9 protein-coding genes are annotated in these 15706 nt (G+C 43.3%); 8 read left to right on the top strand and 1 reads right to left on the bottom strand.

Annotated features, from left to right (window positions below):
• The first annotated feature begins 26 nt into the window (after positions 1-26).
• Positions 27-4883: a discoidin domain-containing protein gene (locus NV381_RS19785; RefSeq protein WP_258215003.1), complete on the top strand. Its 4857-nt coding sequence runs from the start codon at positions 27-29 to the stop codon at positions 4881-4883.
• Between the two features lie 143 nt (positions 4884-5026).
• On the opposite strand, the gene NV381_RS19780 is transcribed toward NV381_RS19785, so the two are convergent.
• Positions 5027-6835, bottom strand: a complete 1809-nt coding sequence (locus NV381_RS19780; protein ID WP_258215002.1) for an S-layer homology domain-containing protein — start codon at positions 6833-6835, stop codon at positions 5027-5029.
• A 552-nt stretch (positions 6836-7387) separates the two neighbouring features.
• Between NV381_RS19780 and NV381_RS19775 the strand changes: the two genes are divergently transcribed.
• The 7 genes from NV381_RS19775 (at position 7388) to NV381_RS19745 (ending at position 15636) form a co-directional block, all read left to right on the top strand.
• Positions 7388-8419, top strand: coding sequence for a LacI family DNA-binding transcriptional regulator (locus tag NV381_RS19775; protein WP_258215001.1), 1032 nt, complete (start codon positions 7388-7390; stop codon positions 8417-8419).
• Positions 8420-8434: 15 nt separating this feature from the next.
• Positions 8435-9478, top strand: a complete 1044-nt coding sequence (locus NV381_RS19770) for a Bug family tripartite tricarboxylate transporter substrate binding protein (RefSeq protein ID WP_258215000.1) — start codon at positions 8435-8437, stop codon at positions 9476-9478.
• A 26-nt stretch (positions 9479-9504) separates the two neighbouring features.
• Positions 9505-10008 carry a tripartite tricarboxylate transporter TctB family protein gene (locus NV381_RS19765; protein ID WP_258214999.1) on the top strand — a complete coding sequence of 168 codons (504 nt, stop codon included), beginning with the start codon at positions 9505-9507 and terminating at the stop codon, positions 10006-10008.
• Between the two features lie 18 nt (positions 10009-10026).
• Positions 10027-11547, top strand: coding sequence for a tripartite tricarboxylate transporter permease (locus NV381_RS19760; protein ID WP_258214998.1), 1521 nt, complete (start codon positions 10027-10029; stop codon positions 11545-11547).
• Positions 11547-12713, top strand: coding sequence for a Gfo/Idh/MocA family protein (locus tag NV381_RS19755; RefSeq protein WP_258214997.1), 1167 nt, complete (start codon positions 11547-11549; stop codon positions 12711-12713). The genes NV381_RS19760 and NV381_RS19755 overlap by 1 nt, the downstream gene beginning before the upstream one ends.
• 85 nt (positions 12714-12798) lie before the next feature.
• Positions 12799-13878, top strand: coding sequence for a Gfo/Idh/MocA family protein (locus NV381_RS19750; RefSeq protein WP_258214996.1), 1080 nt, complete (start codon positions 12799-12801; stop codon positions 13876-13878).
• A 1029-nt stretch (positions 13879-14907) separates the two neighbouring features.
• On the top strand, positions 14908-15636 hold the full coding sequence (locus tag NV381_RS19745) for an SDR family oxidoreductase (RefSeq protein WP_258214995.1): 729 nt from the start codon (positions 14908-14910) through the stop codon (positions 15634-15636).
• Positions 15637-15706: the final 70 nt, after the last annotated feature.

Here is a 15706-nt window from a genome sequence, read left to right as displayed (position 1 = left end):
TTCATTATTAGGAGTGAGGCTTCTTTATGAGCAGAGTTAAAAAACGTGCCGGCTTTCGCATTCTGACAGGATTCATTATTGCTATTGTAATGGCTCTAAGTTCAGTGCCTGTTTATGCTGATTTTATCCCGATAGACTACGCATTGAATTCAACAGTAGGCAGCATTAAGACAAGCTCAATACGGGCAGGCTCCAAGCCGGAAAATGTATTTAAAGCTGGAATATCCGATTATTGGGATGTTGATCAGTCACAATCAACATCGGCTTCCGTTTCTCAGGGGAAAAACCAATTTTGGATTGCGGTTGACTTGAAAGAGCAAAAAGATATTTTTCAGTTTGTTGTTAATTTTCAAACTAATTTTACCCAGTTAAAGCAGAGAGTATCACAGTATCGCATCGAGTATACCAATGACACCGATAAGTGGAGTGCGCTGTCAACCACCACAATAGAGGGCTCTGGCGGCCTTGCTAATTATAACAAACCGGTTGGTTGGACTACTGCGGTAACCCAGAATACTGCAGATTTAGTTGATGGTAACGGTAATAAGACCATGACTTATACACTCGATAACATGATTAATGCCAGATACGTCATGCTGACAGGAGAGATGATACAGGGAGCGAGCTTTATACGGATTTATAACTTTATGGCCAATGGCAAACAGGAGATTGATCCGAAGCCGCCAGTAGTTTATCCGACCGAGAACATTGCAGATATTCTTCCGGTATACTCGGGCATGAGTCAGACTATAGGCCGTCCAGCCTTGGTTGAACTAAATGGAAATGTCCCTAAATTCACTGTTAAAGCCAAAAAAGATATTGTAATTGGCGGTGTGCTAAAGGACCCTGGCGGCAACCCGATATATACATTCCCCCAACAGAACCTTGGCAAAGATGCGCTGTTAGAAATAACGCCATCTGCAACAGCAAGTCTTAAAGGCACGTATGTTATGAATTTCAATTTGAGTGATAACGGGAAACAATACTACGACAGCTATTATTTTACCGCAGTTACAGGTTCATCTGCCTATAATGACAGCACACCCTATCCGGCTGTGGATAAAGGCAGTGACGGTAAGCTGGTTTACTTCCCTGACTATAAGGGAAATCGGGTTATAGATTATTCTGACGTAGGTTATAAGGGTGGGGGAGTTGCGATACCGAATGTTCCAGTAAAAATTATTCTTGAGCCGATTCCAGGTAATGGAGATGATTATACCCGCATACAGAATGCTATCGATGCCCTTAGTCGTATTGCCCCGGATGCGAACGGCTTTAGGGGAGCTATTCTTTTAAAAGCGGGAACTTATAGAACGAGCAATACGCTCAAAATTAGCGCGAGCGGTATCGTAATCAAGGGAGAAGGCAATGGCATGATTGACAAGAATGCCCCCGCTATTACCCCGGACAATTGGTATGATTATGCTCAGTCCGAAAATCCTGAATCGGGTGTCACGAAGATTGTCGCAACCTGGAAGTCGTTAGCCTATGATAAAAGCACGGCAATTATCAATGTTGCAGGGGGCAGAGAATCCGTAAGTGAAGCTGCGATTCATGTGGTTGACCAATATGTTCCGGCAGGAGCACATACCTTCCGGCTTGAAAGTGTCAATGGTCTTAATGCGGGAGATACCGTGAATGTGAAAAAAGCAACTAATCTTGCATGGGTTCAAGATCTTTATATGGATGTAATAACCGAAATGCCAGGAGTTATTTCTGAAAATCAGTGGTCAAGTGACATGAGCTATTGGGATAGTCTGGTAAAGGAAAGAACTATTAAGGCAGTAGATCAAGCTACAAATACAATTACATTAAAGGAACCATTGGATGATTCTCTGGATATGAAATATGGAGTGTCCACCGTTACTAAATTCAGCACTTTAGGCAGAATAGAAAACGTTGGAATAGAGAATATTCAACTGATATCAAGGTTTGATAAAGCAGTTACAAGTGTAAGCACATCATTCGGAATGACATATAAGCAATATGAGGATGAACTCCATGCACAGGTTGGTGTGCGATTCTCGGACGCCCAAAATGTTTGGGTAAGAAACTATACCACCTATCATATTGATGTGGCAGTAACTGCTACCAATGGCGTGAAATGGCTAACTATTCAGGATGCCAATGTATTGGAGCCTGTAAGCAAAACTACGGCGGGTGAACGCCGTTATGGTTTCTCCATATCGGGAGGGCAGCTGGTTTTGACACAAAGGGCCTTTGCCAGATATCCTCGTCACGGATATATCGTTATGGGTGGTATATCGGGACCTAATGTGTTTTACAACTCCACAGCCACTTATTCAATGGATGCAAGTGAGCCGCATCTTAGATGGTCTTCAGGGGGACTTTATGACAGTATGAATGCTCGGATTTACATTCAGAACAGATGGAATAATGGTACAGCCCATGGCTGGGCGGGCGTCAACTATACGTTGTGGAACAACAATGGTCCGTATATCATAAGTCAGCCGCCACTCGATGCCAACTATTTATTCGGACAGTCAGCCGCATCGGTTAGAGTACCCTTTATCATGGAGAATGTGGACCCTGGAAAAGTTCCCAATTTTCCGGCATATGAGTACAGTAATGGGACAGCCGTTAATCCGGCAAGCCTCTATATTCAGCAGCTTACGGATAGGCTTGGTCTCCAGGCTGTAGCTAACATAAGCTCATCGACCGTTCCAAATTATATTGATGAGTCTGGTACGCTGAACACCTATGTTCCGAAGCTGACAGGCATATATCTGGATGGTCAGCTTATTAACGGGTTTAACCCGGAAACAACAACGTATACGGTACCCATTCCACTAGATTATGAAAATTTGCCTGTTCTTACGGCTGTAGGGGAGAATGGCTCTACAGTAACGATAACCATGCCAAACGATGCTGCAAAAAGTCCGTTTATAATTACGGTTCATAAAGGTACTGATATTGACGGTTCTTATTCAGTTAATTATGACATCATCCCCAAAACAGAAACAATTACAGCAAGCAACGGAAGCAGCAGTGTAATCAATCTAATTGATAGCAATAAGGATACCAGCTGGTCGGCTTCGTCAAATGGAGGAGTTTGGGTACGTTTCTACCTTGGCGATATGCCAAAGATGATAAACAGTGTTTCTATAGGTTTCAATAAAGATACGCAAAACAGGAGACAATACTATTTTGATATTGAAACATCAATGGATGGAATCAACTGGACGAAGCAATCGAATCCGGCTTGGCAGCTTGATAATCTTGGAAACGGCCATATTATGAGTCACCAGGTTTTACCTGGAACAGAGTCTTCCCTGTCTGATGTTGAAACGTTCTTATTGGGGACGCCCGTGCAGGCACGACTGGTTCGCATAACCGGCTACGGGACCCGAATAGGTACCGGTACAGGAACAGCTACTGCTAACAGCTATTTCTCAATGGAGCTTGGAGTCACGGATGGCGGCACGGTGGATACAATACCGCCAGTATGGCCAGTTAACAGTAGTATGACAGCTTCTAATGTTAGCCCTTCGGGGGCTACTCTTAATTGGTCAGCTGCAGCTGATAATATAGGGGTAACCGGATATAAGATTTACACAGTTACAGGCAATACCTATTCTGAGATCGCTTCCTTAAGCAGCCCATTGACCCAATATAATTTGACGCAATTAAATCCGGACTCTAACTATACGTTTACAGTCAAAGCAGCCGACGGAGCTGGGAACTGGAGCATGTATGGCCCTAGCGCTTCAATTCATACACCAACAAACGCCTCCGTAAGCCTTGTCACCTATATCAACTTATCTAGTAGTGGCGGTTCCGCAATCCATACTAAAGGAGGAACACTACAATTATCTGCCACGGTATTGCCTGTTAATGCAAGTAATAAATCGGTTACTTGGTCGGTATATAACATCGACGGATCAGCCACTAATTTGGGAACAATTGATCAAAACGGGTTGTTGACTGCATTATTGAATGGAACCGTTAAAGTGGAGGCAGCAGCCAAAGACAGCTCCGGCGTCAAAGGACAAATGATGATCACAATCAGCGGTCAAGACGCTGCTCCCGCTCTGTCAGCCACTTTACTTGGCAGCTCCAGCGTGAATTCAGGGCAGCCCCTTGATTTGATCTATGGGTTAAACAATGGGATTCAGACTGTAAATGGAAAGATCTATGCTCAAGATCTGACTATAAACTATGATCCGGTGCAATTGGAATGGCTCTCTGTAACTCCATTGCTTAACGGTATCTTCATCAGTAAGTCCGAAACCTTAGGGCAGGTCCGAATTATTGCAGCAAGTGAAGGCTCTAACTATGCAATTAACCCAAACAACAGCGGAGCTATTCTGAAGCTGGGCTTTAAAGCCCGCTCCATTTCCCAATCCGCAACAAGTGCAGTAACTGTAACTAAGGTTGCTGTTTCTGGCGGTGACGGGATAGTGAGCCAAGCAGAAGGAGCCACTTATACGGTACAAATTCATGTGGTCGATAAAGCACCTCTGAATGCGTTAATTCAAGATGCTCAGGCTCTATATAATTCAGCTGTGGAGGGCAACCAGCCGGGACAGTACCCAGCGGGGGCAAAAGCGATTCTGCAGGCCGCTATTGATAAGGCTAGGGCTGCAGCAGGCAGCGTGACTGCTTCACAAGAGCAGGTGACTCAGGAGCTCCAGCATTTGAATGCTTCCGTGCAGAGCTTCGTAGCTTCCGTTCATATTGCATTACAAGGAGACTTGAACGGAGACAACATCATTAATATCGGGGATTTGGCCATTGTTGCGAGTCATTATGGAGAAACCTTGGGAAGCCCTAATTGGCTTAATAGTGCGGATATCAATAAAGATGGTGTGATTGACATTGTGGACCTCGCAGCGGTAGCACAGAAAATCATTACTCCTTGAACGTCTTCAGAATGACGTTCGAGAGCTAGTGGGGCAATCCTCCATTAGCTCTGTCTTAGATAGCAACAAAGAGGCTGCGATGGAATCTTTCCATCGCAGCCTCTCATTTGTAAGGCAAATGCCGTTATATTGGATTATCTGAATTAGTTCATAAATTGCAGTAATTGCAATGATCTCTTCAGCATTACAGCCGCTTGGGCACGGGTTGCATTGTCATTTGGCGCAAATGTGCTGTCTGTAACACCGTTCATGATACCCATACTAACAGAACGGGCAACAGCATCTTTCGCCCACCCGCTGATCGATGAGGCGTCCACGAATGAGGGAGTCCGTGCAGGATCTGCATCTAATTTTTTACCTGTCAATGCTATAGCCCGTGTGATCATTACGGCCATCTGCTCTCGCGTAATATTGGCATTTGGACGGAAGGTGCTGTCCTCATAGCCGTCTATTAAACCAGCTTTAACTGCGGCCCCAACTGCTGGAGCAAACCAATCTGAGGATTGGATATCAACAAACTTGGATGTATCAGATGCTGTAAGTCCAAGTCCGCGAACCAGCAGTATAGCAAATTCCGCACGGGTAATTTGGTTCTGAGGAGCAAAGCGGGTGTCGCTTATGCCTTTGATGAGCAGTTTAGAAGCCAATTGCTCGACATCTGCTTTTGCCCAATGGCCCTCCATGTCTAAAAATGTCTTGGATGACTTTACAACCGTGTAGATGCTGTTACCGGTTCGTTGGATAGTAACCTGCAAGGTACCGTTCGACTCTGTGAAGAGGGCTGGGACAAAGTTAATTTCCCCGGTGCTGGGATCGTAAATTACAGCAGCAGCCGTGTTTACATTGACTGAATCATGTAAAATCAGCGTACGGGGCACATAGGTCGAACCGAAGTCATTGACCGAAAGCGAGTTGCCGTTGGCTTCTGCTGTGATGTTAAATTCTATTGCATTTGTTAGTAATTGATATCCGGCTTCTTTTATTTTAGAGTCAAGTTGAGCAGCTGCAACTCCTTCAACCTTTTGAATGGATATTTTGATTTTTATATCCTTTGCATCTGAATTCAGTGCACGGGTCAAGTCAGCCATATTCAGCGCTTTAAGAGGCAAGTCATAGCTAACGGTATCGAATTTTATGGAAATGACCGACTCGGATATTTTGGATAGAGCATATGCCAAACTATCAGCGGGCAGCTGTACCTGTACGGCTTGAGTGTTTCCCTTTATTTCCAGCTCTATTTTACTTTGATTTCCGGAAGCAATTAATTGATCAACCGCTTGATTTAAAGCTGTCGCATCCAAACTCCATTTGGAAATGATACTTCCATCCGAGGTTTGCTCAAGCAGCGGGGAAGAATTAATAATATGTACTCCATCAGATGATTTACTGGGTCCATCTGCAGTCGGATTTCCAATATCGGGGGTAGCATTACCACTACTACTACCGCTGCTGCCATTGTTAATTATTAAAAGATCAGCTTGAGATCCCGAGTTCCATAACTGGTAATCAAGGTAATCATCATGCTGGTTAACGGCTTTTACAGACCGCAGGATAAGGGGGGAATTTCCAGAACTTTTACTTTTAAATGTGAATGTGCTTAGATTAAAATTACCGCTATTCACGCTATCCTTCCCTATATTGGTATGGGCAAAAGTGATCCGGTTTCCTTGCAGGATCGGAGTAATCGATAAACCGCCATCACCCATAATATTGACGGTTCGGACATAATCCAATTTATCCGGTTCATATTCCAATACAACTTCATAGCCATACAGATTGACTGCATGCTCAGCTGTGACCGTTACCTTCACTTCACTTCCTACTGTCACCTGCCCATTGTCTAAGGCCAAGCTGTAGACTGGAGAGCTTTCAGCTAATGCGGGTCCAGGATTAAACCACACTGCAAATAACAAAACAGCCGCAAAAATAAGATGGTTTGCTTTACGTGACATTGGGATGCCATCCTTTCGATTATCACTGGAGAGTAAGGGGAGAAGCTGAAACCATAAATGAAGCGCTTCCAAACACTAAATTTGCAGTCCAAAAGAGTCCTTAGAAAGCATTTTAACGTCCATTTAGGTAAACGTTTACCTATCCTCTAAAATATTGAATGATTAGCGCACTCCTCCATTCTCTAATGAAGCATAATTAACGACCTAAAATAAAGCCTATCCTTGAGCAGCCATACTTGCTATACACAGGAGAAAGCCCCGTATTTATTGAATCCAAGTCTAATTGGAGAGATTATAACATACCCTGTTTTGATATTACAATACCCAGAAAGAATGGTTGATTTACCCAAAAATAACTCTTGACTTCGCTTACATTCCAGCATAATATTAATTTTAGAACACGTGTGCATAAAAATTTTTAAGTTGTTTGGAACACGTGTGCATAAACAGAATGAAGCAACTTGGTTGCTTTTTATAACATTAGGAAAGTAAACGTTTCCCTGATATAATTAATAAGTTAGTAAACGTTTACCTAAGGAGAGGTGTTTTCAAATGGAAAAGCAGAAAAAGAAGAAATACGCTACCCTAAATGACGTGGCCAAGTTGGCAGAGACATCGATAGCCACCGTTTCATATATCCTTAACGACTCCAATAAACGCTATGTGAGTGAGGATCTTAAGGAGAGGGTGCTGCAAGCAGCGAAAGAGCTGAATTACATGAAGAGCGCCGTGGCCAGCAGCTTGAAAGGTAAGGAGCGGGGCATCCTTGCTGTTCTGGTTCCGCAGTTCGACAATCCATTCTTTACCCGGATTATAATCGCGATAGAGGAAGCTGCACATCGCCACGGATACTTTATTTCGATCAGTACAACCGTGGATGATATGGATAAGGAAAGACAAATCATCCAGAAGATGATTGAGCAGCGAGTAGACGGATTAATTATCAGCCCTAGTATTGGCGGGACCGAAAATACGGATCATCTGCGCAGCTTGGGTATCCCCTACGTTATTCTGGAAAGGCCTTTGATTGGCGTTGAGCATTATGACTTCGTCGGTTCCGACAACTGGAACAGTGGTTACTCCGCCGTCAAGCATTTGGTTTCTCAAGGTCATACCCGTATCGGGTTTATTGGCTGGGATACATTTATCAACGTCCAAGAGAGGAAGCTGGGATATACAGCAGCTATGCACGAATGTGGTTTACAGTTGGAATCTGAGTGGATTCAATTAGGTGACCTTAGCTCTCCGGAAGGTTATCGCTTAACGGAGCCGTTTCTTAATTCAAATGTAACCGCTATCGTTTTTGGACACCATATTATGGCAGAGGGGGGAATACAGTTATTAAGAGAGAAAGGGGTGAGAATACCGGAAGATTTTTCTGTGGTAATTATTGGAACACCGAGTTGGACTCAATTGAATGTACCTAAGTTTACATGTATCAGTCAGTCTGAGCAGCAAATCGGTGAGGTAGCTATGAAAGCTTTGATGAGAAGTATTTTAGACGAATCGGAAACCGAGCAATGGCATCAGGAGAAAATAGCTTGTGAGCTTATGCTGGGCGAATCGGTCAAGAAACTAAACTAATGGAGGTTGTATTTTATGAATCAAAAGGCGGTTGTTTGGGGTATTGCAGCAGTTGTTGTGGTTGGCCTTGCTATAGCTTGGCCAAAGGTTTCCTCAGTTTTCAAAGCATCGGAAGCAAGCTGGCCGGCCAAAGATATTACTATTGTGGTTCCTTATAATCCAGGCGGAGGGACGGATCTTACCACAAGAGCAGTAGCTGACGAAATGGGCAAAGCATTGGGGAAAAATATCTCTGTAGTCAACACCCCGGGAGCAAGCGGATCGGTAGGAACTTTGAACGTTCAAAACGCTCCTCATGATGGATATACAATTATGGGTAACGGTTTCATGTCCTTTGTAAGCTACCCGGTTATGGGCTATACAGAGAAAACACATCGTGATTGGCATATGTGGATTGCTGCCTTTTCTCCAAATGTCATTTCTGTGAAAGCGGATTCAAAGTACAAGGATGTCAAAGAATTGATCAAAGGCATCAAAGACAATCCAGGTAGCGTATCCTTCGGGACTGCAGGTATTGGTACAGGTGGGCATATTGCAGGCGAAGTGTTAAAGTCTTCTCTTGGTTTTAACTACAAGCATGTACCTTATCAAGGTGGAAATCCTGCAATAATCGCTGCTATTGCTGGTGAAGTGGATGCTGTTCCTCAATTGTCTATGGAGATGGTTGATATGTTCAGAGGTAAAAAATTAAAAGGTCTTGCCGCATTGACAGATAAACCATTGATTATTGAAGGGGCTGACCCGATTCCTTCCATTGCTGAATTGGTGCCAGAAATGAAACAGTCCGTTCCACTCGGTGAAGCATTCGGTATTGCAGTGCCCAAAGATACTCCTGAGGCTGTTGTGAAAAAAATCGATGAGGCTTTCAAAAAAGCAGTAGCTAGCGAAAGCATCAAGAAATTCGCCAAAGAAAAAGGCGTGGAGATATTAGGTTACAGTGGTGAAGAATCCCAAAAATATGTGGAAAAGCTTGCTTCAACTGTAGACTGGGCATTGTTTGATGGCGGAGTAGCTAAGATTTCCCCAGAGAAATTTAATATCAAAAAACCAGCTAAATAATTTCAATGAAATAAGGTGAGCAGCAGATGGAGAAAAATTCAGAAATAAGGGTAGAGAAGATCAGACATCTTGATTTTGCATCATCGATCTGTTTGTTTCTGCTATCGTTATTTATTGTTTGGGAAAGCAATAATATTCGTGTAAACGCTGGAGGGCCGATTTATTCATCGCCAGGATTACTGCCGTTATTTATTGGCAGCATGCTTATGCTTTGTTCGATTCTGTTATTTTTCAAAACTTTGAAACATGTTGGAATCTCAGGTAATATCCGAGCTTTAGGTGCATGGTTTCCACAATTCATTAAAAATAAAGATGTATTAAACATGTTGGCAGGCATCGCAATTATCGGAATCTTCACATTTATTCTGATACCAAGATTTCCATTCATGCTGTCCTCATTCATCTTTTTAGTTTTTCTGATGAAGATTATGGAGGCTGGATCTTATCGTAAAATCATTCTGACAGCGGCTTCCGTAAGTATTTTCATCTATGTGCTTTTCGAAATTGGCTTTAACGTGACATTACCATAAGGAAAGGGTAGGGAAAACATGGGCTTACATTATTTTCTGGAATCTATTTATTTGCTCATTACGCCGGTTAATATTTTGGTGCTCGTCCTTTCTGTATTGTTCGGACTGATCGCTGGCGTGCTTCCGGGACTAACATCAACAATGGCTATAGCTCTCTTGACTGGATTGACTTATGGAATCGGTGCTGAGTCAGCTATTTTATCCTTGGTAGGCGTTTATGTCGGTGCCATATCAGGAGGGGTTCAGACAGCTATCCTGCTCAACATCCCGGGAACTCCTGCTTCGGCGGCAACAGCCTTGGATGGCTACAAAATTGGACAGAGAGGAGAAGCCGGATTAGGTATTTTTCTCGGAAATGCCTCTGCTTTTCTTGGAACTGTGTTCGGTGCCATTTGCGTATTGCTTTTAACTCCGCTTCTTTCAACGTTATCTTTAAAGTTCGGTTCTTGGGAGTTCTTTTTGCTGGCTCTTTTCGGAGTGTTGATTTGTGGCAGCTTGACATCAGGAGGGGACTCGATAAAGGGCTGGATTTCCGGTGCGCTCGGTTTATTCGTAGCACAGATCGGATTAGATCAAATGAACTCGTATCCGCGCTTTTCCTTTGGCAACATTGAATTGATGGCAGGCCTTTCCTTAGTTCCCATCATGATTGGATTGTTTGGTTTCCCTGAAATCGTAAATTCATTCAAACAAAATCAGCTAAAAATTCCCACAGAAGTTCTCACCCTAAGAGTAAAAAGGGGATTGTCTATCATTAAGGGCAAAATGCCAACGGTATTCAGATCCGGTTTCATCGGTGTCGTCGTTGGACTTATCCCTGGGGTAGGAGAGGATGTTGCTGGCTGGGTATCGTACTGGGCGGCCAAATTGCGCAGTAAAAATAAAGAAGAATTCGGTAATGGGGCTTATGAAGGAGTTATTGCCGCAGAAACAGGTATCAATTCCACTATCGGCGGACACATTATCCCACTTCTGACTTTGGCTATACCAGGCAGTACCTCTTCTGCCGTACTTCTTGCTGCGATGTGGCTGCATGGTTTAAGACCTGGACCGCTTATGATGAGCGAAAATCCTGGATTTATTTATACGATGAGTATGTATTTGGTTGCAAGTGCTTTTGTTATGCTAATCTTGGGTCTGTTCATTTCCCGATATACAGTTAAGGTTTTACGGATTGACAAACGAATTCTCATGCCGGTTATTTTCGTCATTTGTGCTGTAGGCTCATTCGTAATTGATAGCAAAATTTCTAGTATTTACGTCATGTTTATTTTCGGTATTATAGGGCTCCTTATGTCGAAGATGAATTATCCGGCATCTCCATTTTTGCTCGGAGTTGTTCTTGGGCCAATGGCGGATTCCAATTTAAGACGAGCACTGGTGCTGTCAGACGGCAGTCTTGAGCCTTTCTTTACAAGACCATTGTGCCTTGGATTGGTGTTCTGCATTTTGATCTTAATTATGTCGCAATTTAACATGTTTAGTAAGCTGAAGACAGTTATCTTCAAGAAGAAGGACACCGTGGAGGAACATCGCTAATGATAAGGGTTAATGTAGGCATTGTCGGTAGTGGATTTATCGCAACGACTCATGGTGACTGTTATAAAAAAGTATTCGGCATTGACGTCTGTCTAAAAGCGGTAGCATCAACCAATAAAAGGACGAAGTCATTCGCCGAGAAATTCGGGATAGAGAAGATCTATACCGAGTTTGAACAGCTGCTGGAGAATAAAGAGATTGATGTTGTTGATATTTGTACCCCCGCATACCTGCACGAGGAAATGACGGTTCGCGCGCTGCAAGCGGGTAAACATGTCATTTGTGAAAAGCCGATGACAGGATATTATGGAACGTTGGGTGACGCTAATGTAGGACTTAACGTTTCCAAAGAAAAGATGTATCACGATGTGATCAGGCGCATGGATAAGCTTAGAGAAGTAGCGGAGCAAAGCGGGAAGCTGTTCATGTATGCAGAGAACTGGGTTTATGCGCCCTCCATTACCAAATGCTCAGAAATCATTCAAGCTAGAAAAAGCAAGCTGCTTCTGTTGAAAGGTGAAGAAAGCCACAGCGGTTCCCATGCAGCTCATGCTGCTCTATGGAATCATACGGGAGGCGGAGCGTTGATCAGGCAAGGCTGTCACCCATTATCGGCGATTCTTTACTTGAAGAAAGTAGAGATAGAGGCTAGAAATGAACAAATTACGATTCAGAGTGTAGTTGCGGAGATTGGAAATATTACCAATCATTTGAGCGAAGAAGATAGAGGAGTTATCGCTGCCCGTCCCGTTGACGTCGAAGACTGGGCGAATGTGACCCTGACTTTCTCGGATGGAACGAAGGCTAACGTTATGGCAGGAGATATGATTGTTGGCGGGGTAAGAAACATTGTGGAGGTCTACTCCCCCGAAAGCGCATATCTGTGTAATCTAACGCCAAACAATCATATGCTGTCTTATTTCGCTGATGAGTCGAATTTGGAGAACACTTTTATTAGTGAGAAAGTAGAAACGAAACAAGGCTGGCAGTTCGTTAGCGCATTGGATGATATCATGAGAGGCTATGTCGATGAATTTCAGGATTTTATGGAATGTGTGGCTTATAATCGACAGCCCAAATCGGATTTCGATCTTGCTTATGATTCAATGAAAACGATATATGCAGCTTATTGGTCGGCTAGTGAAGGCAAAAGAATTTATTTTTAAAAAATCATATTTATAGAGAGTATGAAGATTCAGTCAGATTACTTGCATAAGCAGGATAAGAATCTTCATGAGGAGGAGCGGAGACATGGACAAACAGCAATATGGATTTGCAATTGTTGGTGCTGGAGTAATAGGGCAAACTCATGCGGAGCGATTGTTAAGTGTAGATAAAGGGAAATTGGTAGTCATTTGCGATGAAGTCGCAGACAAAGCGAAGGAGCTTGCTGAAAAATATGGTTGCGATTGGTCCAGCAATTTGGATGAAGTGCTCGCGCGCACGGATGTGGATATAGTTAATATTTGTTTGCCTAGTGGAATGCATGCCAAGTATACGATAGCAGCTGCACGAGCAGGCAAACATGTTATTACTGAGAAGCCGATGGATATCACTTCAGACAATGCTTTGCAAATGATCCAGGAATGCCGTAAAGCAGGCGTGAAGCTAGCGGTTATATCCCAGCATCGATTGCAGGCTTCTACACAACAAATCAAGCAAGATATTGAAAGCGGCAAATTCGGGAAATTAATTATTGGAACCGGTGCAATCAACTGGTACCGATCGCAGGAGTACTATGACAGTGGGGCATGGCGCGGGACTTGGGCATTTGATGGTGGCGGAGCATTAATGAACCAAGGCGTACACACGGTTGACGTTTTGCAATACTTGATGGGGCCTGTTGAAAGTGTGCATGCCGTCTGCGAAACATTAGGTCATGAGCGAATTGAAGTAGAGGATGCAGCCGTAGCCACATTGCGTTTTCGTAATGGAGCTGTAGGAACACTAGTTGCCACTACTTGCGCGTATCCAGGACTTACGACCCGTGTCGAAATCTTCGGACAAGATGGCAGTGCCGTTATTGAAGGAGATGAGCTGGTATTTAGAAATGTGAAGTCTGAATCGGGTGAGGATGGAAGTAACGCAAGCCATAGCTCAGTCAGTAAGAGCAATAGAGGGAACGGAACAACGGCTGCTGATCCAACAGCGATTGAAGGTGCAGGTCATATTAAACAGATGAATGATATGATAGCTGCCATTGAGGAGAATCGTGAACCGATTATTAATGGAGAAGAGGGTTACAAGCCTCTGGAGATCATCTTGGCTATTTACGAATCTGCACGTACAGGTCAAACTGTTCAGCTTTCAAAGCTGGTTGGAGCTGTATAAGTAAACGTTTACCTGAAAGCGAATTTGCATTTTAAAAAGTATTATATGGGTCTGTCCTAAAAGCCATTTTGGGACGGCCCACCCACTACTTTATTCTGAATAGCTGGTTGCAAAGAACCCTCAATTCCGATTTGGAATTAAAGGTTCTTTTTACACATTTTATGGGTTTCACGAGGGTACTCTTTTGAGACTGCGGGTATTCTCAGCGATGCAGAGATGAGGTCGCATTCCAACGTGTGTTAATGTTGAGTATCGGATTCGGGTTCGGTTACGACATTGCATGGCAATCTAGGGAACTCCACACAAATATCAGGAAAATGTCGGGTTAATAGCTCCGAAAATAGCGTTCACAGCCTTATAGCTGGAATTACTCATGTTAATTTTATGTATTTGGGTTGATATCATCAGAATCACCTTTATTAGCTGGAGTTTTTCCAGTTAGAATGAATTCAAACGATATCCAGGCTGGATTAAAGGGAGGATTTCCATCTATTCCCTTTCTTGCGAACACCCCTGAAAATCCCAATCTCCTGTGGAATGAAAGAAAACTTTGAACATCTGGTTCTCGCGCCCTCGCTTAAGCTATCTCAAGGGGTTCGACCGACCGCCATGCAATGCCGCAACCCGCGCCTGGGATTCGCGCGCGTTGGAAAAGTATGAACTGCAATTGCAATTGTTAATGTGTCTAGCTATTAAGGTACAGTTCACACGGAAACCAGGTTTTAATATTTCACCTGTTTACCGTATGGGGAGCATATCAACTTAGGACAGCGAGAGCCCCGTAATGTTGCTAATTTCTTTGGTTTTTCATTTACAGTACTTGTTCAACCTCTTAGTGTTCCTAACGTTTTCATCTTTGAAATGTAAGCATTGGTTTTTTTACCATCCATAATATGAAGGTTGTCCTGCTAAAAAACGATTGACACTAGACAATGTAAACGCTAAAATTAACTTGTACAGTATTAACGTTAATACACCAAGCAGCTGCATAATCAGTAAACAGTATGAAGATTAGAGGTGATTCGTTATATGGAGTTAACGGGAATAGTGGCCGTAGTTTCTGGTGCGAGCTCAGGCGTAGGTCTCGCAACCTTGAAGGCTTTGGTGCAGAAAGGTGCATATGTAGTTGCACTTGCCAGGAATGAGCAAAATTTGATACAAGCTATAGAGTCCATTCATCCAGATTTAAAAAAGAACATAATCACTATTGCCACAGATGTTAGAAATGAGACATCCGTAAAAATTGCAATTGACCATGCAGCTACCCAATTCGGTCATATTGATATTTTAATTAATGCGGCTGGAGTCAGCATGAGTGGCAAGCAATTGGTACAGGAAATTGATCTCGCTGAGTGGAATCGGATTATGGAAACGAATTTAACTGGAACTTTTCTTATGTGCCGTGAAGCGCTCCTCAAGATGACAGAGAGAAACTCCGGATATATTATTAATATTTTATCAACGGCGGCTTTTCAAGTCTCAGGAGGGAACAGTATTTATGCCGCTTCTAAATTTGGCGCAAGAGCTTTAACGGAAGCTATGATTGCAGCTAACAGGCGCTCCGGAATACGGGTAACTTCTATCAGCCCAGGGGCAATCGACACGAACATCTGGAGTCATAAATTAAATCCTGTTTCACAGGAAAGCAGAGACACGATGCTGAAGGCGGAGAGTATTGCCGATATTGTTCTATTCCTTGTGAGTCAACCTCCTGAAGTGCATATTGAGAATATTACGGTGACTCCCTGGTATCGGTGAATTCCGTAAGATGAGGGCTGGACCAGGATCCTTTGCAGTAAATTTCTGATTTCTTAGAATGTATCACTTA

It is taken from the genome of Paenibacillus radicis (ex Xue et al. 2023), assembly GCF_024722015.1.
Taxonomy (GTDB): Bacteria; Bacillota; Bacilli; order Paenibacillales; family NBRC-103111; genus Paenibacillus_S.
This window is presented reverse-complemented; position numbering and strand designations above follow the sequence as displayed.

Bases quoted from the DNA above. Each gene is read 5' to 3' on its own strand.
- NV381_RS19785 (WP_258215003.1), top strand. From the start codon at position 27: ATGAGCAGAGTTAAAAAACGTGCCGGCTTTCGCATTCTGACAGGATTC.
- NV381_RS19780 (WP_258215002.1), bottom strand. From the start codon at position 6,835: ATGTCACGTAAAGCAAACCATCTTATTTTTGCGGCTGTTTTGTTATTT.
- NV381_RS19775 (WP_258215001.1), top strand. From the start codon at position 7,388: ATGGAAAAGCAGAAAAAGAAGAAATACGCTACCCTAAATGACGTGGCC.
- NV381_RS19770 (WP_258215000.1), top strand. From the start codon at position 8,435: ATGAATCAAAAGGCGGTTGTTTGGGGTATTGCAGCAGTTGTTGTGGTT.
- NV381_RS19765 (WP_258214999.1), top strand. From the start codon at position 9,505: ATGGAGAAAAATTCAGAAATAAGGGTAGAGAAGATCAGACATCTTGAT.
- NV381_RS19760 (WP_258214998.1), top strand. From the start codon at position 10,027: ATGGGCTTACATTATTTTCTGGAATCTATTTATTTGCTCATTACGCCG.
- NV381_RS19755 (WP_258214997.1), top strand. From the start codon at position 11,547: ATGATAAGGGTTAATGTAGGCATTGTCGGTAGTGGATTTATCGCAACG.
- NV381_RS19750 (WP_258214996.1), top strand. From the start codon at position 12,799: ATGGACAAACAGCAATATGGATTTGCAATTGTTGGTGCTGGAGTAATA.
- NV381_RS19745 (WP_258214995.1), top strand. From the start codon at position 14,908: ATGGAGTTAACGGGAATAGTGGCCGTAGTTTCTGGTGCGAGCTCAGGC.